Below are 20,538 nucleotides of genomic sequence, written 5' to 3'. Positions count from 1 at the left end.
CCGTATAATATCGCGCTTTAACACATCACAAGGTACTACGCGTGATCGACAACCTCCGAAATATTGCCATTATTGCCCACGTTGACCATGGTAAAACTACTCTGGTCGACAAGTTGCTGCAGCAGTCCGGCACACTGGGCCGCCGTGATGAAGGTGCCGAGCGCATCATGGACTCCAATGATCAGGAGCGTGAGCGCGGCATTACCATCCTGGCAAAGAACACCGCGATCAACTGGAACGACTACCGCATCAACATCGTCGACACTCCGGGACACGCGGATTTCGGTGGTGAGGTTGAGCGTGTACTGTCCATGGTCGATTGCGTACTGCTGCTGGTCGACGCTCAGGACGGTCCGATGCCGCAGACCCGCTTCGTAACCCAGAAGGCGTTTGCCCAGGGCCTGCGTCCGATCGTGGTTATCAACAAGATTGACCGTCCGGGCGCACGCCCTGATTGGGTTATGGATCAGGTCTTCGATCTGTTCGACAACCTGGGTGCCACTGACGAGCAGCTCGACTTCCCGGTCGTATACGCGTCCGCTCTGAACGGTATCGCCGGTAATGATCCGTCTGAAATGGCCGACGACATGACGCCGCTGTTCGAAGCGATCGTCAAGCATGTAGACGCGCCCCGCGTTGATGCCGAAGGCCCGTTCCAGATGCAGATTTCTGCTCTGGACTACAACAGCTACACCGGCGTTATCGGTGTTGGTCGCGTATCCCGCGGCCGCATCAAGACCAATACCCAGATCAAGGTCATCGACAGCCACGCCAAAGTCCGCAGCGGCCGTATCCTCAAGATCATGGGTTACCATGGTCTGGACCGTGTCGATGTCGACTCCGCACAGGCAGGCGATATCATCTGTATCACCGGTCTGGACGAGCTGAACATCTCCGACACCCTGTGTGACCCTGAAGTCGTCGAAGCACTGCCGGCCCTGTCCGTGGACGAGCCGACCGTATCCATGACCTTCCAGGTCAACGATTCACCGTTCGCCGGTCAAGAAGGCAAGTTCGTCACCAGCCGTAACATCATGGAACGTCTGGAACGCGAACTGATCCACAACGTGGCCCTGCGCGTCGAGCCGGGTGAAACGCCGGAGAAATTCCGCGTTTCCGGCCGTGGTGAATTGCATCTGTCCGTATTGATCGAAACCATGCGTCGTGAAGGCTTCGAGCTGGGTGTGTCCCGTCCTGAAGTTATCCAGAAGATCGTTGACGGTGAAGTACAGGAACCGTACGAAGTCGTAATGATCGATGTTGAAGAACAGCACCAGGGTTCCATCATCGAAGAACTGGGCAAGCGTCGCGCCGACATGACCAACATGGAAGTCGATGGCAAGGGCCGTGTCCGCCTGACCTTCATGATGCCGTCACGTGGCCTGATCGGCTTCCGTAGCCAGTTCATGACCATGACCTCCGGTACCGGTATCATGACCTCCATCTTCGACCACTACGGTCCGGTCAAGCAGGGTGAATTGATCTCCCGCCACAACGGCGTACTGGTCTCCATGGTAACCGGTAAGGCCCTGGGTTATGCCCTGTGGAACCTGCAGGAACGTGGCCGTCTGTTCATCGATCCGAACCTTGAAGTCTACGAAGGCATGGTGCTGGGTATCCACAGCCGCAGCAACGACTTGGTCATCAACCCGACCAAGGGCAAGCAGCTGACCAACGTCCGTGCCTCCGGTACCGATGAAAACATCGTGCTGACGCCGCCGATCAAGTACTCACTGGAACAGGCTCTGGACTTCATCGAAGACGATGAGCTGGTCGAAGTGACCCCGGCAGCGATCCGTATTCGTAAAAAGCTGCTGAAAGAGAACGAGCGTAAGCGCAACAAGAAGTAATCCACTTCCTGCGTAACCGCACGGACAAGGCCGGTGGAGCGATCCCCGGCCTTTTTGTTTGTCTGCCATCTGTACACCACTGAAGGAACGATGGCCCTGATCAGGAAACACTGTGAACAACAACGATATTTTACGCCGCCTGCGCTACGCCTTTGATTTCAAGGACGCGGCCATGGTTGAAATCTTTGCGGCTGCCGACCATACCGTCACTCAGGAACAGGTCGTCAACTGGTTACGCAAGGAAGACGACGCCGGGTACTGCGCGGCAACCGATACCGAGCTGGCCATTTTCCTCAACGGCTTCATCAATACTCGTCGCGGCAAGCGTGAAGGTGCCCAGCCCACGCCGGAAAAACGCCTGACCAACAACATGATCTTCATGAAACTCAAGATCGCCCTGAACATGACTTCGGACGATATTCTGGAGACGCTAAAGGCATCCGAGTTCTGCCTGAGCAAACATGAACTGAGTGCGTTTTTCCGCAAGCCCGACAACAAGCACTACCGCGAGTGCAAGGACCAGATCCTGCGCAACTTCCTGATGGGTGTGCAACATACCTTCCGCACTGGCGATACGCCCTCAGCCTGAGCACGAACACCTGAACACGCGCCGGACTTTACCTGATCCGTGCGCGGATTTATGATAGCGGCCCTCAATTTTCAACCTCCCCAGGAGAACGCATGGACGCCATTGCCCCGCTGCTGACGGGCCTTAGTGCCTTTTCGCTGTATTTTCTGATCTCGCTGATTGCCCTGCTGCTGTTCAAGGTGGTCTACACCCTGTTCACGCCCCATGACGAGTGGGCACTGGTCAAAGAGAAGAATGTCGCCGCAGGCTGCGCCCTGTCCGGTGCCATTATCGGTTTTGCCATCGCCCTGGGCAGCGCCGCCAGCAACTCCGTTTCGCTGATCGACTTCGCCGTCTGGGCCGTGGTGGCATTGCTGGCCCAGCTCGTTGCTTACCTGATCGTGCGCCTGTTCATGCCGAAAATCAGCCAGCGCATTGAAGCCGATGAACTGCCTGCCGGCCTGGTGCTGGGTGCTACCTCCATCGCGATCGGTATTATCAATGCCGCATCAATGACCTACTGATCACGGGAAGTCACGGATGAAACGCTCTCAAATCAATATCGACCGGATGCGCAAGCAACAGGGCAAGGCCAGTGTTGGCAGCATGGTCAAATACGGTGCCCTGGCCTTTGGCGTGACCGCCCTACTCAACGGCTGCGACTCGGAGGATGCTCGCGTCTACAACAACGTCGACGAGTGCGAAGACGACAACCCGATCGACCAGGCCCAATGCCAGCCCGCGTACCAAAAGGCACTCTCCAGTTGGCACCAGGAAGCACCACGCTACCGTCGACAAGGTGACTGTGAATATGATTTCGGTACCGATACCTGCATGTCCCTGTCGCAAAGCTATATCCCGCGCATGGCCGGATTCATGCTACCCAATAACGGCAGTGATTCCGACCTCGATCTGGACTTCGACCGTCCGCGTGGTCTGGCCCGCAGCAAACAATACTACTCGCCAGCCTTCCGTAAATGGACCACCGCAGACGGTGCCGTACTGGGCAATGATTACAGCCGTAGCCTGAGTGTCAGCGACAGCAGCTTCAAGCCACTCAAGGGCAGCAGTGCCGTGTTGGGCCGCGGTGGTTTCGGCCGCACCGTATCCGCCAGCCGCTCGTCCTCTTCCTGGGGCAGCTGATGCTAAGGCGGCCCTGTCCCGAACGCCCGGACTGGCACGACACCGCCAGGGACTTTGGTTTCAACTTTCACACCCTGTATGGCGAACCCTACTGGGATGAAAGTGCATATTACCAATTCAGCCTGAAACAGATCGAACAGGAGCTTGAAGAGCCTACCGCCGAACTGCATCAGATGTGTCTGGAAGTGGTCGACCGCGTTGTGCGCGACGAACAACTGCTGCGCCGCTTCTGCATTCCCGATGCCTGTCACGACGCCATTGCCCGCGACTGGTATGCCCGTTCGCCAAGCCTGTATAGCCGCCTCGATCTGGCATACGACGGCAACGGCCCGGCCAAATTGCTGGAAAACAACGCCGACACTCCCACCAGCCTTTACGAAACCAGCTTCTGGCAGTGGCTATGGCTGGAGCAGCAGGTTGACCGTGGCCTGATCAACGCCCGCGCCGACCAGTTCAACGCCCTGCAGGAGTTACTGATCGCCCGTTTTGGTAGGCTGGCGGCACGCTACCCCGGCATGGATCTGCACGTCAGTTGCTGCCGCGATACCGTCGAAGACCGGGGCACAGTGCAATATCTGCAGGACTGTGCCGAACAGGCCGGCGTCCGCACCCGCTTTGTGCATGTGGATGACATCGGTTTGACCTCCACAGGGGGTTTTGCCGATCTGGAAAACCGACCAATCCAGTGGCTGTTCAAGCTCTATCCCTGGGAATTCATGCAGCGTGAAGAATACGGCCGCCATGTCGCTACCAGTGGCACCCGCTTTCTGGAGCCCCTGTGGAAAAGTATACTTTCCAACAAGGCCCTGTTGCCCCTGTTGTGGCAGCTGTTTCCCAACCACCCCAACCTGCTGCCGGCCTGGTTCGAAGATGATCCTGCCGCCGCCGCACTGACACACTATGTGCGCAAGCCGATCTTCTCTCGCGAAGGTGCCAACATCCAGATTATCCACAACGGCCGGGTAGAAGCCTCAGCCGACGGCCCCTACGGCGCTGAAGGCTATATTCTGCAGCAGTACCATCCATTGCCCCGCTTCGGCGACAACCATACCCTGATCGGTTCATGGCTCGTCGACGACCAACCAGCGGGCATCTCGATCCGTGAAGACCAACACAGAATTACCCAGGATCTGTCCCGCTTTCTGCCACACATCATTCTTGATTGAACCTGCACCGGTTCAAGGTTCAAGTCCCCGTAGCGGCTCTATATACTGAGGACTCACGCCCCTGAAGGAGACAGCGCATGCGTACCCTCTACCCGGAGATCAGCCACAACCACGAGTACTGGCTTGACGTGGATAGCCGCCATACCCTCTATGTCGAAGAGAGTGGTAACCCCAACGGTATTCCGGTGCTGTTCGTGCATGGCGGCCCAGGCGGCGGCTGCGGTCCGGCCCACCGCCGCTTCTTCAACCCGGAGCACTACCGCATCATCCTGTTTGATCAGCGTGGCTGTGGCCGCTCCACACCACATGCGGAACTGGACGGCAACACCACGCAGGCACTGGTTGGTGACATGGAACGCATTCGCGAATTCCTCGGTATCGACCAGTGGCTTCTGTTCGGCGGCAGCTGGGGCTCTACCCTGAGTCTGGTGTACGCCCAGACCCATCCGGCCCGTGTGCTCGGCATGATCCTGCGCGGTATTTTTCTGTGTCGGGAGCAGGATGTACGCTGGTTCTATCAGCAAGGAGCCAGTGCGCTGTTCCCCGATTACTGGCAGGACTATCTGGAACCGATCCCGACAGCCGAACGCAGTGACCTGCTGAGCGCCTACTACAAACGCCTGACATCGAACAACGAACTGGCACAGATGCAGGCGGCCAAGGCCTGGTCCGTATGGGAAGGACGCTGCTCGACACTGGACCCGAACCCTAACGTGGTTGACCATTTCGGCGATCCGTATTTTGCTTTGGCCATGGCCCGCATCGAAGCACACTACTTTATCCACAAGGCGTTTATGGAACCTGATCAGATTCTGCGTGATGCCGACAAACTGCGTGATATCCCGCTAACCATTGTCCATGGTCGCTATGATGTGGTGTGCCCGCTGGAACAGGCCCACGCCCTGCACCGTGTTCTGCCGCAGGCGCGCCTGCATATCGTACGTAACGCCGGACATTCCGCATTTGAACCCGGCATCATCAACAACCTGATTCAGGCAACCGACGAGTTTGCCGAGCAAAGTGCATAACCCGAGGAGTTAACGTGAAGGGGCTTATTCAGCGTGTCAGCCACGCCAGTGTAACCGTGAACGGAGAGGTAACCGGACAGATCAAGGGCGGTATCCTGCTGTTGCTGGGGGTCGAAAAGGGTGATGACGAAGCCTGCGCCGACAAGCTGCTGCAGAAAGTGCTGAACTACCGAATTTTTGCCGATGACGACGGCAAGATGAACCTGAGTTTGACCGATACCGGTGGCGGTTTGCTGGTGGTTTCCCAGTTCACCCTGGTGGCGGATACCCGCAAGGGACTGAGACCCGGTTTTTCATCCGGTGCCACCCCTGCAGAGGGTGAACGCCTGTACAACTACTTTGTTGACCGCGCCAACCTTATCCACAGCAGCGTCGAGACCGGCCGTTTTGGAGCCGACATGAAAGTGGAGCTGCTCAACGACGGGCCGGTCACTTTCCTGTTGGAAGTGCCGCCCGTGCGCTGAACCCAATACCCAGCAGTTGATCAGGCGCTGCAACTCGGTGCCGCCAGCTGGTGGGTAACACGCGTTTCCAGGCGAATGTTGTCATGCAACGGGCAACGCTCGCAGACAGCATCAAGAAATACCTGTTTTTCCTCATCCGTCATATCGGCATCAATCTCGGCCGATACCTGGATCTGCTGGAAGCCGGTGCGGTCATCACAAGGCTTGCCCAGCAGGCCTGCCGGGTTGTAATCCCCTTCGACGCTAACCTTCATGCTGCGTAGATCAAGCTTCTGCTGCATGGCGGCGATACGGCCGATGGTGCAGATGCAGCCACCCAGTGAGAACAGAAAATATTCCAGCGGCGTCGGCCCCTGATCACTGCCCCGCGCCGCTTCCGGCTGGTCGATACTCATGTGGTGACCCCGGATATCGGCACTGACCAGAAACCCGTCATTCATCTCGGCATTAACGGCCACACGCTTGTTGGCACTCATCGTGATTCCTCAACATAATAAATAAGATATATCTAATATATTAAGTTACTCACATCGGTGCAATCACAAACAAAGCGCCCTCAGGCGCTTTTTTCGATCTGGATCAAGGATGACGGTATCAACCTACCTTTTCACCCTTAGCCTGCAGATCCGCATGGTAGGAAGAGCGTACCAACGGGCCGCTGGCCACATGGGTAAAACCGATCTCCTTGGCAATACGCTCAAACTCGGCAAACTCGGCCGGGGTCACGTAGCGCTCCAGCGCCAGATGGTTTCGGCTCGGCTGCAGGTACTGACCAATGGTGATCATGTCGACATCATGAGCCCGCAGGTCGCGCATCACTTCGATGATCTCGTCATTGGTTTCACCACAGCCGACCATCAGACCCGACTTGGTGCGGACTTCAGGACGCAGTGCCTTGTACCGCTTGAGCAGGTCAAGTGACCACTGGTAGTCGGCACCCGGACGCACCTTGCGGTACAGACGCGGCACGGTTTCAAGATTGTGATTGAACACGTCGGGCGGCGTCTGTTCCAGTATGTCCAGTGCTACATCCATACGTCCACGGAAATCGGGTACCAGTGTTTCGATCTGAATACTCGGCAGGCGCTCACGAGTTTCACGAATGCAGTCGGCAAAATGCTGGGCACCGCCGTCACGCAGGTCGTCACGATCCACCGAGGTGATAACCACATACTTGAGCCCCATATCGGCAATCGCTTCTGCCAGCTCACGCGGCTCATCCACTGACAGCGCATTGGGGCGGCCATGGGCCACATCACAGAATGGACAACGGCGGGTACAGATATCGCCCATGATCATGAACGTGGCCGTACCGTGGCTGAAGCACTCACCCAGGTTAGGGCAGCTCGCTTCTTCACAGACCGACGCCAGCTTGTGTTTACGCAGCTTATCCTTGATCCGCTTCACTTCCGCATTGGAACCCATGCGCACACGTAGCCAGTCAGGCTTGCGCAGCATTTCGTCCTTTTCCGTCGGAATTACCTTGACCGGGATGCGGGCGACCTTGTCGGCACCGCGCAGTTTGACGCCCTGCTCGACCCGGCCGGCCTTGTTTTCGGAGGATTCAGCCATACTAATCAGTCTTCCAGTGTGTGTGTGTGCGAGTGAGAACAGTATACCCCAACTTCTTAACCAAGTAATTTACTAGGTTATTGGGGACCGCGTCCAGTTCAGCCTGCGCCGCTAACGTGCGCAATTGAGTCATCTGCAAACCGGCATAGCCGCAGGGATTGATGCGCAGAAAAGGTTCCAGATCCATATCCAGATTCAGCGCCAGTCCGTGAAAGGAACAGCCGCGACGAATGCGCAGTCCCAGCGAACAGATTTTCTGTTCGTTGACGTACACACCCGGTGCATCCGCTTTGGGATAGGCATTGATACCGTAATCAGCCAGCAGTTCGACGATCGATTGTTCAATAATATCAACCAGTTCACGCACGCCCAGCTTGCGCCGACGCAGGTCCAGCATCAAATACACAATCAGCTGGCCGGGACCGTGATAGGTCACCTGCCCGCCACGATCCACCTGCACAACAGGGATATCACCGGGGCTGAGCAGGTGCTCGGTCTTGCCGGCCTGACCCTGAGTGAACACCCGCTCATGCTGCAGCAGCCAGATCTCGTCGACAGTGTCAGCATCACGATTGGCGGTCAGGGCCTGCATCGCCTGCCAAGTCGGCTCATAGGGCTGCAAGCCCTGCAATTCGCGGATGATCAGCTCATCAGCGACCGTCATCAGAGCACCATCTTCACACGCCCGGTGGCCTTGAGATCTTCATGCAAATTGATCAGTTGCTGCTCACTGGTCGCGGTGATTTTCAGCCGCACGGCACTGTAATTGCCTTTGCCACTGGCTTGTATGGTGATCTGCTCGATATCCAGATCCGGTGCATGAACCTGCACAATCTCGATCACCATTCCCTTGAAATCGGCCAGGTTGTCGCCGATCACCTTGATCGGATAGTTGGGATGCGGAAATTCGATTTTCGGTGCTTCAGGTTCAGTACTCATTATGCCTCTCCGGTCATCAGCCGGTGTTGAAAACGGGTAAACAGAGCGAACATCCGCTGCCACAAGGGGCCTTTAAGACCATCGGCAACAGGTACGCCATCTATACTTAAAACAGGCATTACGCCACGGGTCGAACTGGACACCCACACCTCGTCGGCATGGTCCAGCTCTTCGGGTTGCAGATCCACTTCCTGATAAGGGATGCCGGCCTCGGCCGCCAACTCCAGAATCAGCTCGCGGGTAGTGCCACCCAGAATCTCTGAGCTGCGCTTGGGGGTATAGATCACACCCTGGCGCACCAGAAACAGGTTGCTCGATGTACCCTCACTGAGCAGCCCGTCACGTACCAGCAATGCCTCATCGGCTCCGGCTTCACGCGCCTGCTGCAGCACCAGAATATTGGGCAACAGACCGGTGGACTTGATATCACAGCGTCGCCAGCGCAGATCTGCCGTAACAATTACATTATAGCCTTTGACCTGCTCGGCACCGTCTTCATAGATATCGCGAATGGGCGACGTGCAGGCAAACAGGGTCGGCTGCATGCTGTCGTCATAGGTATGGGTGCGGTACCCGGCGCTGCCACGGCTGATTTGCAGATAGACCGACAGGTTGCCGCCACCATTACGCTGCACCAGCTCATCCAGTATGCCGACCCAGTCCGCTTCTGCCTGAATGCGGACCGCCCGCAGGCTATATGCCAAACGATCCAGGTGCTGCTGCAGGCGAAAACCGATCCCCTGATAATAGGGAATCACTTCATAGACGCTATCGGCAAACAGAAACCCGCGGTCGAACACGGAGATCCGCGCCTGATCGGCGGGTAGAAACTGACCGTTGAGATAGACGATTTCGCTGTTCATATAATGCAACTGCCCACATCCTGAAGATGTGGGCAGCATAAACCGGATTCAAGGTTTGTGCCTGTTTTTTAGTTGATCAGGCCAAGGAAAAACAGCACGATTGCGTGCCAGATACGCTTGAACAAACCACCTTCCGCTACCGCTTCCAATGCGACCAGCGGTACGGTGGTCACGGTTTCGCCATCAATGCTGACGCGTACCTTGCCCAATTCCTGACCCTGTTCAATCGGTGCCTTGATAACCTTGTCCAGCTCGATATTCGCTTCCAGCTGATCGGTCTTGCCGCGTGGCACGGTGACTGCCAGGTCTTCCGTCAGGCCCAGACGAATCTGATCCCGGCTACCGGCCCAAACCTTGCTGTCCTCCAACACCTGACCTGCCGTATACAGCTGATGGGTACGGTAATAGCGGAAGCCGTAGGAGAGCAGTTTCTGGCTTTCACGGGCACGGGCATCTTCACTATCAGTGCCCATCACCACCGAGATCAAACGCATGTCATCACGCTTGGCGGATGCCACCAGGCAGAAACCGGCATCATCGGTATGACCGGTCTTGATGCCATCCACACTGTCATCACGCCACAGCAGCTTGTTACGGTTGGGCTGGCGGATATTGTTGTAAGTAAAGTACTTCTGCGAGTAGATCGCATAGTGCTCGGGGAACTTGGTGATCAGTGCCTTGGCCAATTTGGCCAGATCGATAGCGGACGAGTAGTGATCTTCGGCCGGCAGACCGGTGGCATTGACGAAATGGGTGTCGTTCATGTCCAGCAGGCGGGCATGCTGATTCATCAGATCAGCAAAGGCACGTTCACTGCCGGCAATGTGCTCGGCCAAAGCAACAGATGCATCATTACCGGACTGGATAATCACGCCACGCAACAGGTCACCCACCTTTACCTGGGTGCCTTCCTGAATAAACATGCGGGAACCACCGGTACGCCAGGCTTCTTCGCTGATCAACACCAGATCATCTTCGGCAATGTTGCCTTTGCTGATCTCGTATTCAACGATGTAGCTGGTCATCATTTTGGTCAGGCTGGCCGGCGCAAAGCGTTCGTTCTCGCGATCGGCGGCAATGATGTGACCGGTATCGGTGTCCATCACCAGATAGGAACGAGCCGATACCTGCGGCGGAGCCGGAATCAGTGCGGAGGCCGCCTGTACGGTACCGGCCAGCAGCAATGCCAGCAGCAGGGTGAGATACATGAGTGCGGTCGAGTATGTGAGTCGTTGCGCCATAGTGAGTCAGTTACATCGTTAATAATGGGTGAAGGTGTTGCCGCCTGCGCGACCCCACACGTAAATATTCAACTCTACCCGCCGTGTCAGGGCAAGTCCACCAGATGCGCCCCCGGGTATCCTGCTTGGGACAGCTGTTGCAGCAGCCAGTTCAATGTGTGACTGCCACTGAGCGGCCCCAGCCGTACCCGATGGAGCAGGCGGCCATCACGTTCGCCGCTTTGTACCTGCACCGGTTCATCAAGCAGGCCACGCAGTTTGAGTGCAACGGCCTCGGCGTTATCGGCATTGCTCAACGCCACAACCTGCAGCGTGCGCCCGTTAATCGCGGCCTGCTCCGCCGGTACGCCACTGAGGCCGCTGGCCTGTGCCAACACCGGAGCCGACGCGCCGGGGCTGATCGCTTCCACTTCGACGCGGGCAGTCCCTTGCTGCAACACCCCCAACCGGTAGGCGGCGGCATAGGACAGGTCGATCAAACGGTCGTCATGGAAGGGACCCCGGTCGTTAACCCGGACCACCACCTGACGGCCGTTGTCCAGATTGGTCACGCGCACGTAGCTCGGCAGCGGCAGCGATTTATGCGCGGCACTCATCTGATACATGTCGTACACCTCGCCATTGGAGGTAGTATGGCCATGAAATTTCTTGCCATACCACGACGCGATACCGCGCTGGCGATAGCCCTCGGCACTGGGCAACACGGTATAGCGCTTGCCCAATACCGTGTAGGGATTCTTGTTGCCCCAGCGACTTGGCGGTTCGGCGCGGGGCACCGCATCCGGCACCCGCGACAGGTCGATCGCCTGGTCCGGACCACGATCCTGCTTAATGCTGTAACGACCGGCATTGTCATCCTTGGAGGCACAGCCTCCGAGCAGCAAGACAGCGCCTAGGCCCACTATCAGCCAGTGTTTCATATCAAGGCTCCTGGGTGCTGTCCGGCTGGCGTGCGTCCTTGATCGCCTGGCTCAGCTCATACACCGCCATCGCATAGAGGCGGCTGTGGTTGTAGCGGGTAATGACATAAAAGTTGTGTAGGCCGAACCAGTAATGTTCACCGTCATCCATGGTCAGTTCCATCAACGTCGCCGTCTGCTGCAGGTCCAGTTCCCTGTTGGTAGCAATGCCGCGATCAGCCCACTCGGCCAGGGTCACTTCCGGCTTGAGACCGGCGTTGAACCAGCTCGGGTCTGCTTCCTTGTTCATCACCACGTTGGAGCGCACCGGCTCACCGGCTTTCCAACCATGCTGCTTGAAGTAGTTGGCCACACTGCCGATGGCATCCACTTCATTTGTCCAGATATCACGTTTGCCGTCACCGTCGAAGTCCACGGCAAAGTCACGGAAGCTCGAAGGAATAAACTGGCCATATCCCATGGCTCCAGCGTAGGAACCGATCGGCTGTGTCGGATCCAGCTGCTCTTCACGGGTCATCTGCATGAACTGCACCAGCTGACCACGGAAAAAATCGGCCCGTTTCGGATAATCGAAACCGAGGGTCGCCAGCGCATCGAGCACACGGTAACGGCCCATGATGCGTCCGTAACGGGTTTCAACACCGATGATCGACACGATGATTTCAGCCGGCACACCATAGGTTTCTTCGGCCCGCTTGAGTGTTGCTTCATGCTTATTCCAGAACGCGACGCCCTGGGTAATACGGGGCTGCTCGACAAAGATCTTGCGGTACTCACCCCAGGTCAGACGGCGTTCGGCCGGACGCGAGATCGCTTCCAGAATAGACTCCTGACGCTTGGCCTTGGCCAGCACGGCACGAACCTCATCCGCCTCGAACCCTTCGGCCACCAGCTGGGTCACGACCTCATCTGCCAGCGCATGGTCCGCGTAGCCACTTGCCGCTCCTGCGGTGCCTGTTGCCGACAGCATCGTACTCGCCAGCAGTAAACGTCCCAGTGTCTTGCGCATTCCTCTCTCCATCATCGTGTCAGCATCTGCCGGTGGGTTCTGATCGACATCAGCACACCGAAACCGGCCATCAGGGTTACTATCGAGGTGCCGCCATAACTCACCATCGGCAATGGAACCCCCACCACCGGCAACAAGCCGGTGACCATGCCGATATTGACGAACACATAAACAAAAAATGTCAGGGTAATACTGCCCGCCAGTAGACGGGAAAAACTGTCCTGTGCCTGTACCGCGATGATCAAACCGCGGGCAATAATCATCAGGTATATCGCCAACAGAATCAGGACACCGGTCATGCCCAACTCTTCACCGATCACCGCAATGATGAAATCGGTATGCGACTCGGGCAGAAAATCCAGCTGTGACTGGGTGCCCTGCAGCCAGCCCTTGCCGGGCAGACCACCGGAGCCGATCGCCGTCTTCGACTGGATGATGTTCCAGCCCGACCCCAGCGGATCGCTTTCCGGGTCCAGAAAGGTCAACACACGCTGGCGCTGATAGTCTTTCATGATGGCCCACAGGGCCGGCAATGCCGCCCCCATCAATCCAAGCGCAATGAAGATCCAGCGCCAGTACACCCCCGACAGCAGAATAACAAATACACCTGACGCTGCGATTAACAGCGAGGTGCCCAGGTCAGGCTGTTTCATAATCAATGCCGTGGGTACGGCCACCAGCACCAGGGTGCTGAGCAGATGACGGAAAGTCGGGGGCAGCTGCTGCCGAGTCAGCCAGGCCGCAACCATCACTGGCAATACCAGCTTCATGATTTCGGATGGCTGAAAACGGAAACCCGGCAATTCGAGCCAGCGCTGTGCACCCTTGGCACCTACCCCGAACAACAGCACGCCCACCAGCAGCCCCACGCCGAACAGATAGCCCCAGGGGGCCAGGCGCTGAAAGGTACGCGGCTTGAACTGGGCCAGAAAGATCAAACCGACAAAGCCCGCGCCCATCCGTATCGCCTGGCGCTGCACGTAGTCCATATCCTGCCCGGAGGCACTGTACAACACGAACAATCCGAAGCCGCAGAGCATCAACAGCAGCAGCAACAGCCAGCCATCAAGATGGGTATAGCGCCAGATTCCGGCTGGCCGCTGCAAGTGCAAATTACTGCCGGGCATGGTGCGCTGGAAATCGCGATGGCTCACAGCTTGCCCTCCAGGTCGTTAATGAAGTCACCCGTCAGCCAGGCGTCCATCACCTCACGGGCGATAGGCGCTGCCGTGGATGAACCGCCGCCGCCATTCTCAACCACCAAGGCAACGGCAATTTTGGGTGCTTCAACCGGAGCAAAGGCGACAAACAACGCATGATCACGGTGGCGCTCGGCCAGCGATTCGGCATCATACACGGCATCCTGCGCGATCCCGACCACCTGAGCGGTACCGGTTTTGCCGGCAATCCGGTACGACGCGCTGGCACCCACCCGGCGCGCGGTTCCTTTGGTGCCATGCATCACCGACACCATGCCATCAATCACCTGATCCCAGTGTGCCGGCTGCTTGAGTACCACATCCGCCGGTTTTTCCTTGCGGTTCAGCATCGGCGCATAGGGCTGAGGTTCGCCGCCCGGCTCTGCCAGCACGCCCTGCAGCATGCGCGGCTGCACCCAGCGCCCACGATTGGCAATGACCGCCGTGGTAGTGGCCATTTGCAACGGTGTCATCACCAGAAATCCTTGGCCGATACTCATATTGATCGAATCACCCGGGTACCAGGGCAGGCGTCGGCTACCTTCCTTCCACTCCCGTGAAGGCAGAAAGTTGGTCAGAGCCTCGGGCAGGTCCAGGCTGGTATCCTCACCAACCCCGAACTTGCCCAGCATTGCCGACATGGGGTCGACCCCCATCTTGTGCCCAACCTCATAGAACCAGACATCACAGGATTCGGCCAACGCATCATCAAGGTTGACCCAACCATGGCCCCAGCGTTTCCAGTCACGGTAGCGACGGCCATTCTGGGTGATCTGATAGAAACCCGGATCCCAGACCCGGTCTTCCGCCGTAATGGCGCCGGTTTCAAGGCCCGCCAGCGCAATCACCGGTTTGATGGTTGACGCAGGAGGGTAGCTGCCACGCAACGAGCGGTTGAACAGCGGCAGGTCCGGTGAGTCACGCAAGGCGTTGTAATCCTTGCTGGAGATACCGGTCACAAACAGATTGGGGTCATAACTGGGGGTACTCACCAGTGCCAGAATCTCGCCACTTTCAGGCTCGATTGCCACCATCGCCGCACGCCGCCCCACCAGCAGCGTTTCCGCAAACTGCTGCAGGCGCAGGTCCAGGCTCAGCTGCAGATCCACGCCGGGGACCGGGTCCTGACGCTCCAGGACGCGCAGAATACGGCCACGGGCATTGGTTTCAACTTTCTGGAAACCAACCTGGCCATGGAGCACACCTTCATAGAATTTTTCGATGCCGAGCTTGCCGATATAGTGGGTGGCGGCGTAGTTTTTGTCATCCACCTGGGTCAGCTCGCGCTCATTGATCCGGCCGACATATCCCAGCGCATGTACCAGTGAGGCACCGTGCGGATAATAGCGCACCAGATCGGCTTCCACCTGAATGCCGGGCAGACGGTGGTAGTTGAGCGATACCCGTGCGATTTCATCTTCACTCAGGCCAAAGCGCAGCGGTACCGTTTCATACGGACGGCGGCGCTGCTGCAGCCGTTTGCGGAAGCGTTCGATGTCGCGTGCGTTCAGCTCAACCAACTGCCCCAACTCGGCCAGGGTCGTATCCAGATCACCGATCTCTTCCTTCAGCAGCGTCAGGCTGAAGTTGGGCCGGTTGTCCGCCAACAGCACGCCGTTGCGGTCATAGATCAGCCCACGGCGCGGTGCTACCGGCTGCAGCTGCACCCGGTTTTGCTCCGAAATCGCCGCATAGCGGTCATGCTCGATCACCTGCAGGTAATAGATACGCCCGATCAACACCAGCATCAACAGCACCACGAACGTAAATGCGATCGCTGCACGGTTGGTGAAGGTAATGCTTTCTCGGGAGTAGTCCTTTAAGCGTTCGAAAGGTGCCATGCGACAGGATTACTTGTGGTAGGGGTGGCCCTGGAGAATACTCCAGGCGCGATAGAGCTGTTCAGCCAATACGACCCGCACCAGCGGGTGCGGCAGAGTCAACGCCGACAGCGACCATTTCTGCTCGGCCAGCGCCAGACAACGCGGATCAAGACCGTCCGGGCCACCAACCAGAAGGCTGATGTTGCGACCATTCATGCGCCACTGTTCAGCATGCCCGGCCAGCTGTTCGGTTGACCAGGGGCGGCCCTTGACGTCCAGTGCCACCACCTGATCACCCTTGCCGATAGCCGCCAGCATGGCATCGCCTTCGCTGCGGATCGCCCGCACCAGATCAGCGTTCTTGCCCCGATGTCCCGGAGCAAGCTCGATCAGTTCAAGCTGAAAATCGGACGGCAGACGACGGGCATACTCATGGTAGCCCGCCTCGACCCAGTCCGGCATGCGGTTGCCCACCGCCAGCAAACGGATACGCATGGTTCAGTGCTTACTCCGCAGCATCATCGGTATCGAAGCGCCACAGGCGTTCCAGGTCGTAGAAGTCACGGGCATCCGGCATCATCACATGGACAATGATTTCACCCAGGTCAACCAGTACCCAGTCACCGACACCGGCACCTTCAGTACCGATTGGCAGCAGACCCGCCGCCTTGACCTTTTCCAACAGGTCCTGCGCCACTGACATCACATGACGCTTGGACGTGCCGCTAGCGATCACCATGTAATCGGTGACGCTGGATTTGCCACGTACATCCAGTTCAGTGATATCACGTGCTTTCATGTCGTCCAGTGCAGTACGCACCAGCTCACGCAGTTGATCGATCTCCATTACAGCGTTGTACCTTTGTTAATTGTGAGCATAAAGTTTGTGTTGCTGAATATAGTGCCATACCGGTTCCGGCAACAGATAACGCGGGGACAACCCCTGGGTGATCTGATGGCGGATCTGTGTCGCCGAAATACCCAGCGGAGTCAGTTCCTGAATATAGACCTTACCGGCCGCGGTGGTCAGCAGTTCGTCAATGGCTGCCGCCTGATGCTGCCGGGTAAAAGCCTGTAGTTCAGCCCCGGCTTCCCGGCCGTCGTAACCGGGCCGTGCCAATACCAGAATGTGGGCATAGTCCAGCAAGGACTGCCACCGGTACCAGCTCGGCAAGGCCTGATAGGCATCCATCCCCATCGTCATGATAATCGGACACTCGGGACCACGCTCACGGCGCAGAGCCTGCAGCGTCAACAACGAGTATGAGGGCGTATCCGACTCGATTTCACGAGCATCCACGCTCAGTGCCGGTTCATCCTGCACCGCCAGGCGCACCATTTCCAACCGTTCATCGGGTGTGCAGCCCGGTTCATCACGGTGTACCGGCGCGCCGGACGGGATCAGACATACCTGATCGACCCCGAGCCATTGCTTGAGTTCCAGTGCCGTACGCAGATGACCATTATGAATCGGGTCAAACGTACCGCCCATGAACACCAGCGGCTGCCTCACACGCGAACCTGACCGTCGCCCAGTACCACGTACTTTTCGGAGGTCAGACCTTCCAGCCCAACCGGACCTCGGGCGTGAATCTTGTCGGTCGAGATGCCGATTTCGGCACCCAGACCATACTCAAAGCCATCGGCAAAACGGGTCGACGCATTGACCATCACCGAGCTGGAATCCACTTCCCGCAGGAACGCCCGTGCCTGGGTATAGTTCTCGGTGATGATCGCATCCGTATGGTGCGAACCATGACGATTGATGTGCGCGATCGCCGCAGCCATGTCGGCCACGATTTTCACCGCCAGAATCGGGGCCAGGTATTCGGTATCCCAGTCTTCAGCCGTGGCGGCGGAGATATCCGGCAACAGTGCCAACGTCTGTTCACAGCCACGCAGTTCAACGCCCAGCTGGGCATAATGTTCCGCCAGCTCCGGCAGCAGTTCTGCAGCCACCACCTGATCCACCAACAGCGTTTCCATGGTGTTGCAGGTGCCATAGCGGTGCGTTTTGGCATTAATCGCGATGTTCAATGCCTTGGTCTTGTCGGCCTCGGCCGCAATATAGACATGGCAGATACCATCCAGATGCTTGATCACCGGCACCCGTGCGTCGGCCGAGATCCGTTCGATCAAACCCTTGCCGCCGCGCGGCACGATCACGTCCACATATTCCGGCATGGCGATCAGTCGGCCCACGGCTTCACGATCAGTGGTTTCGACGACCTGCACCGCTTCCTGCGGCAAACCGGCTGCTTCAAGCCCCTGACGGATGCAGGCCGCAATCGCCTGGTTCGAATGGATCGCTTCTGACCCGCCGCGCAAAATAGCCGCGTTACCAGACTTCAGACACAGGCTGGCCGCTTCACAGGTCACGTTGGGACGTGATTCATAGATGATGCCGATCACGCCCAACGGCACCCGCATCTTGCCGACCTGAATGCCGGACGGACGGTAGTTCATGTCACGGATACCGCCGATCGGGTCAGGCAGTGCCACCACCTGACGCAAGCCCTCGATCATGCCGTCGATACGGGCCGGGGTCAGTTCCAGACGGTCCAGCATGGCAGCATCCAGACCCTTTTCACGGCCGTGCTGCATATCCTTGTCATTGGCCTCGGCCAGCACTGCACGGCTGGCATCAATGGCATCCGCCATGGCGGCCAGTGCGGTGTTTTTACTGGCGCTGTCGGCACGCGCCATCAAACGGGAAGCGGCGCGCGCGCGCTCCCCCAATGTAGTCATATAGGCTTCTATGTTCATCTCATCTATCCGGCTCGATGATTTTAGCGGTACAGTATAACCTTAACCTGGATCAAAGGTCTTTGTGATCCATGCATAATACGGCAACGCCGTGCCCATAACCGGCACCGCGAGCAACCGACATTCACTTAGTACATCTGCCCGCTTCAGATGTGGAGCCTCGATGGAGCCGACAGCCAACACCTCACAATCTGCGCATACCCTGTCTCTGCGCACCCTGCTGTCAATCGCACTGATACTGCTGTTGAGCCTGTTGCTCAGTGGTGTATTCGAGTACCTGCGATTGCAAACCCGTGCCACGGAGCAAGCCGCAGACGTCAGTCGCATATTCGGCCGCAGCAGCGCAATCCTGATTCAGCCACTGGTGTTGTCCGACGACCGTATCAGCCTTAATTATCTGCTCAACGAACTGACCAGCCAGCCCCTGATCAATGGATTGCGACTGACCGCACCCGACAAAACCCTGATCGCCCTCGCGGGCGAACAGCACGGCCGTACGCAGACACTGGAACTGGTCCAGGGTGAAGTCCCGATCGGCCATCTGACCGTCTGGAGTAATCCGACCCCGTTCCGCGCACCGCTGCAGGCACAGCTGATGGAGACCGCACTGCTGCTGGGACTCTGTCTGCTCATCAGCGCCACTCTGGTAGCCCTCAGCCTGCGCCGCACGGCCACCCTGCGTTCACCACCACAAGCAAGCTTTGCCGATATTCAGGCGGCCATCGAGATGCCCCTCGACAGTGATCGCATCCCCGATTTCCATTTTGATCCGGCCACGGTTGCAGCACCAGCAACCTCCTCTCCGGTACCGACAGAGCCTGCTGCCCCTCAACAAACGGCTGCCACAGGCGCGCGGGATACCAACGCAGCAACAACCCCGCCGCCGCCCGCTGCCCGCGTTTTCGACCCCTGGCTGGATGAGCCGGAGCCGGAACCCGAGCCCCAGCCAAAGCGCGAGCCAACACCCGCGCAGCCGCCGCAATGGCACGCCGAAGAGAAGCCAGTCTCGGCACCGATTCCTGATCCCGCATTTGACCTCGATATTGATACTGACGCGGCTCGACAGTCCCACGCGTCCTCAACCGGCGCAGCCCGCACCGAGCCGACTCTGGATACCGGCGAGCTGGTATCGCTGCTGAAACCGGCCGCCGATGCCGAACGCATGCCGCATTTCACCCCGCGTGCCGCTGCGGAGCCGCTTGACGACAGCAGTGCCGATGCTCTGGTACCTGATTTCGATCAGATCAAGGAGGATGACTTTGCGCTGGATGAGCAGGTGACGGCCAGCCCTCAGGACTCTCCCCGTCATCCCAACCCGTTACAGCGCACGGACGAGAAACAGCCCGAGCTCTACCGTTTCGAGCAGGCGCTGGAAATCACCCCGGATGAAGCGGGCTATCTGCTGCTGATCGACACCCGCAGTGCCCATTCCGACAATGTCGATGACGACGAACGGGGCCAGCTGCTGCGCAACTACCTTACCCTCGCCAACTCGGCCGCGCGTATCTACAACGGAGACATGGGCACGCTCAAAAACGGCAATGTGCGTATTCTGTTTACCGATAGCGATGACAAGGACAGCCACGGCATCAACGCCCTGTGCTGCGCCATGCTGTTCACCTACCTCTACAAGCAGTACAACCAGCAACAGATTCGCGCCTTCAAACCGGTCATGAATCTGCACATGGCACTGGTACGCGGCGCGCTCGAACGCATCGACTGTATGCAGGAGGAAGCACACTTTCTGACCCGCACCACCCAGAGCAATGAACTGATCAGCCATACGGCACTGACGGAGGCGACCCTGTTGAAAGAGATGTTGTTGCAGCCAGCGAATATCCGCCGTGAGGATGAAGACAAGGTACTGATTCTGAGTATCAGCGATTCCTATCAGGCGTTGCTGGAGAAGCAGGCGCACCATCTGCTGGGCAAGCTCAGTGAGCGCGACAACGACAGTACCGGTGCCTGAGCAGCCGGTACTGTCAGC

At 58.0% G+C, this 20,538-nt stretch carries 22 protein-coding genes; 8 read left to right on the top strand and 14 right to left on the bottom strand.

What is annotated here, in order from left to right:
- The first annotated feature begins 41 nt into the window (after positions 1–41).
- The 7 genes from typA to dtd all read left to right on the top strand — a co-directional run bounded on the left by typA (position 42) and on the right by dtd (position 6,219).
- Entirely contained in the window at positions 42–1,850 is a 1,809-nt protein-coding gene (gene typA, locus CLV44_RS11975) for a translational GTPase TypA (protein WP_106592354.1), read from the top strand.
- A 112-nt stretch (positions 1,851–1,962) separates the two neighbouring features.
- The gene (locus CLV44_RS11970) at positions 1,963–2,439 is read left to right on the top strand and encodes a YehS family protein (RefSeq protein ID WP_106592353.1); all 477 of its coding nucleotides are present in this window, start codon (positions 1,963–1,965) and stop codon (positions 2,437–2,439) included.
- A gap of 92 nt (positions 2,440–2,531) precedes the next feature.
- On the top strand, positions 2,532–2,942 hold the full coding sequence (locus CLV44_RS11965; RefSeq protein ID WP_106592352.1) for a DUF350 domain-containing protein: 411 nt from the start codon (positions 2,532–2,534) through the stop codon (positions 2,940–2,942).
- A 16-nt stretch (positions 2,943–2,958) separates the two neighbouring features.
- Entirely contained in the window at positions 2,959–3,561 is a 603-nt protein-coding gene (locus CLV44_RS11960; RefSeq protein WP_106592351.1) for a DUF1190 domain-containing protein, read from the top strand.
- Positions 3,561–4,727 (top strand): glutathionylspermidine synthase family protein, encoded by a 1,167-nt coding sequence (locus tag CLV44_RS11955; RefSeq protein ID WP_106592350.1) that lies wholly within the window; start codon positions 3,561–3,563, stop codon positions 4,725–4,727. Before CLV44_RS11960 ends, CLV44_RS11955 begins: the two co-directional genes overlap by 1 nt.
- A 77-nt stretch (positions 4,728–4,804) precedes the next feature.
- Positions 4,805–5,755 carry a prolyl aminopeptidase gene (gene pip, locus CLV44_RS11950; protein WP_106592349.1) on the top strand — a complete coding sequence of 317 codons (951 nt, stop codon included), beginning with the start codon at positions 4,805–4,807 and terminating at the stop codon, positions 5,753–5,755.
- Between the two features lie 14 nt (positions 5,756–5,769).
- Positions 5,770–6,219: a D-aminoacyl-tRNA deacylase gene (gene dtd / locus CLV44_RS11945; protein ID WP_106592348.1), complete on the top strand. Its 450-nt coding sequence runs from the start codon at positions 5,770–5,772 to the stop codon at positions 6,217–6,219.
- 20 nt (positions 6,220–6,239) lie between these two features.
- Here dtd and CLV44_RS11940 read toward each other — a convergent pair whose 3' ends face one another.
- The 14 genes from CLV44_RS11940 to CLV44_RS11875 form a co-directional block, all read right to left on the bottom strand.
- Positions 6,240–6,695, bottom strand: a complete 456-nt coding sequence (locus tag CLV44_RS11940; RefSeq protein ID WP_106592347.1) for an OsmC family protein — start codon at positions 6,693–6,695, stop codon at positions 6,240–6,242.
- Between the two features lie 118 nt (positions 6,696–6,813).
- Complete coding sequence (gene lipA, locus CLV44_RS11935; RefSeq protein ID WP_106592346.1) at positions 6,814–7,791, bottom strand: lipoyl synthase; 978 nt, start codon at positions 7,789–7,791, stop codon at positions 6,814–6,816.
- Position 7,792: 1 nt separating this feature from the next.
- Positions 7,793–8,455, bottom strand: a complete 663-nt coding sequence (gene lipB / locus CLV44_RS11930) for a lipoyl(octanoyl) transferase LipB (protein WP_106592345.1) — start codon at positions 8,453–8,455, stop codon at positions 7,793–7,795.
- Positions 8,455–8,730, bottom strand: coding sequence for a YbeD family protein (locus CLV44_RS11925; RefSeq protein WP_106592344.1), 276 nt, complete (start codon positions 8,728–8,730; stop codon positions 8,455–8,457). The genes lipB and CLV44_RS11925 overlap by 1 nt, the downstream gene beginning before the upstream one ends.
- Positions 8,730–9,593: an aminotransferase class IV gene (locus CLV44_RS11920; protein WP_106592343.1), complete on the bottom strand. Its 864-nt coding sequence runs from the start codon at positions 9,591–9,593 to the stop codon at positions 8,730–8,732. The genes CLV44_RS11925 and CLV44_RS11920 overlap by 1 nt, the downstream gene beginning before the upstream one ends.
- Positions 9,594–9,661: 68 nt before the next feature.
- The gene (locus CLV44_RS11915) at positions 9,662–10,834 is read right to left on the bottom strand and encodes a D-alanyl-D-alanine carboxypeptidase family protein (RefSeq protein WP_106592342.1); all 1,173 of its coding nucleotides are present in this window, start codon (positions 10,832–10,834) and stop codon (positions 9,662–9,664) included.
- Between the two features lie 86 nt (positions 10,835–10,920).
- The gene (locus CLV44_RS11910; RefSeq protein WP_106592341.1) at positions 10,921–11,754 is read right to left on the bottom strand and encodes a septal ring lytic transglycosylase RlpA family protein; all 834 of its coding nucleotides are present in this window, start codon (positions 11,752–11,754) and stop codon (positions 10,921–10,923) included.
- A 1-nt stretch (position 11,755) separates the two neighbouring features.
- Positions 11,756–12,763, bottom strand: coding sequence for a lytic murein transglycosylase B (gene mltB, locus CLV44_RS11905; protein ID WP_106592340.1), 1,008 nt, complete (start codon positions 12,761–12,763; stop codon positions 11,756–11,758).
- Between the two features lie 11 nt (positions 12,764–12,774).
- Positions 12,775–13,917, bottom strand: a complete 1,143-nt coding sequence (rodA, locus tag CLV44_RS11900) for a rod shape-determining protein RodA (protein WP_106592339.1) — start codon at positions 13,915–13,917, stop codon at positions 12,775–12,777.
- Positions 13,914–15,803 (bottom strand): penicillin-binding protein 2, encoded by a 1,890-nt coding sequence (gene mrdA, locus CLV44_RS11895; protein WP_106592338.1) that lies wholly within the window; start codon positions 15,801–15,803, stop codon positions 13,914–13,916. The genes rodA and mrdA overlap by 4 nt, the downstream gene beginning before the upstream one ends.
- A gap of 9 nt (positions 15,804–15,812) precedes the next feature.
- Positions 15,813–16,280 (bottom strand): 23S rRNA (pseudouridine(1915)-N(3))-methyltransferase RlmH, encoded by a 468-nt coding sequence (gene rlmH, locus CLV44_RS11890; RefSeq protein ID WP_106592337.1) that lies wholly within the window; start codon positions 16,278–16,280, stop codon positions 15,813–15,815.
- Between the two features lie 10 nt (positions 16,281–16,290).
- On the bottom strand, positions 16,291–16,632 hold the full coding sequence (rsfS, locus tag CLV44_RS11885; protein ID WP_106592336.1) for a ribosome silencing factor: 342 nt from the start codon (positions 16,630–16,632) through the stop codon (positions 16,291–16,293).
- 18 nt (positions 16,633–16,650) lie between these two features.
- Positions 16,651–17,298, bottom strand: a complete 648-nt coding sequence (gene nadD / locus CLV44_RS11880; RefSeq protein ID WP_245912682.1) for a nicotinate-nucleotide adenylyltransferase — start codon at positions 17,296–17,298, stop codon at positions 16,651–16,653.
- Positions 17,295–18,551, bottom strand: a complete 1,257-nt coding sequence (locus tag CLV44_RS11875; protein ID WP_106592335.1) for a glutamate-5-semialdehyde dehydrogenase — start codon at positions 18,549–18,551, stop codon at positions 17,295–17,297. The genes nadD and CLV44_RS11875 overlap by 4 nt, the downstream gene beginning before the upstream one ends.
- 163 nt (positions 18,552–18,714) lie before the next feature.
- Between CLV44_RS11875 and CLV44_RS11870 the strand changes: the two genes are divergently transcribed.
- A complete protein-coding gene (locus CLV44_RS11870; RefSeq protein ID WP_106592334.1) occupies positions 18,715–20,520 on the top strand; it encodes a hypothetical protein in 1,806 nt (601 codons plus the stop codon).
- Positions 20,521–20,538 lie beyond the last annotated feature (18 nt).

Source organism: Marinobacterium halophilum (assembly GCF_003014615.1).
Classification (GTDB): domain Bacteria; phylum Pseudomonadota; class Gammaproteobacteria; order Pseudomonadales; family Balneatricaceae; genus Marinobacterium; species Marinobacterium halophilum.
This window is presented reverse-complemented; position numbering and strand designations above follow the sequence as displayed.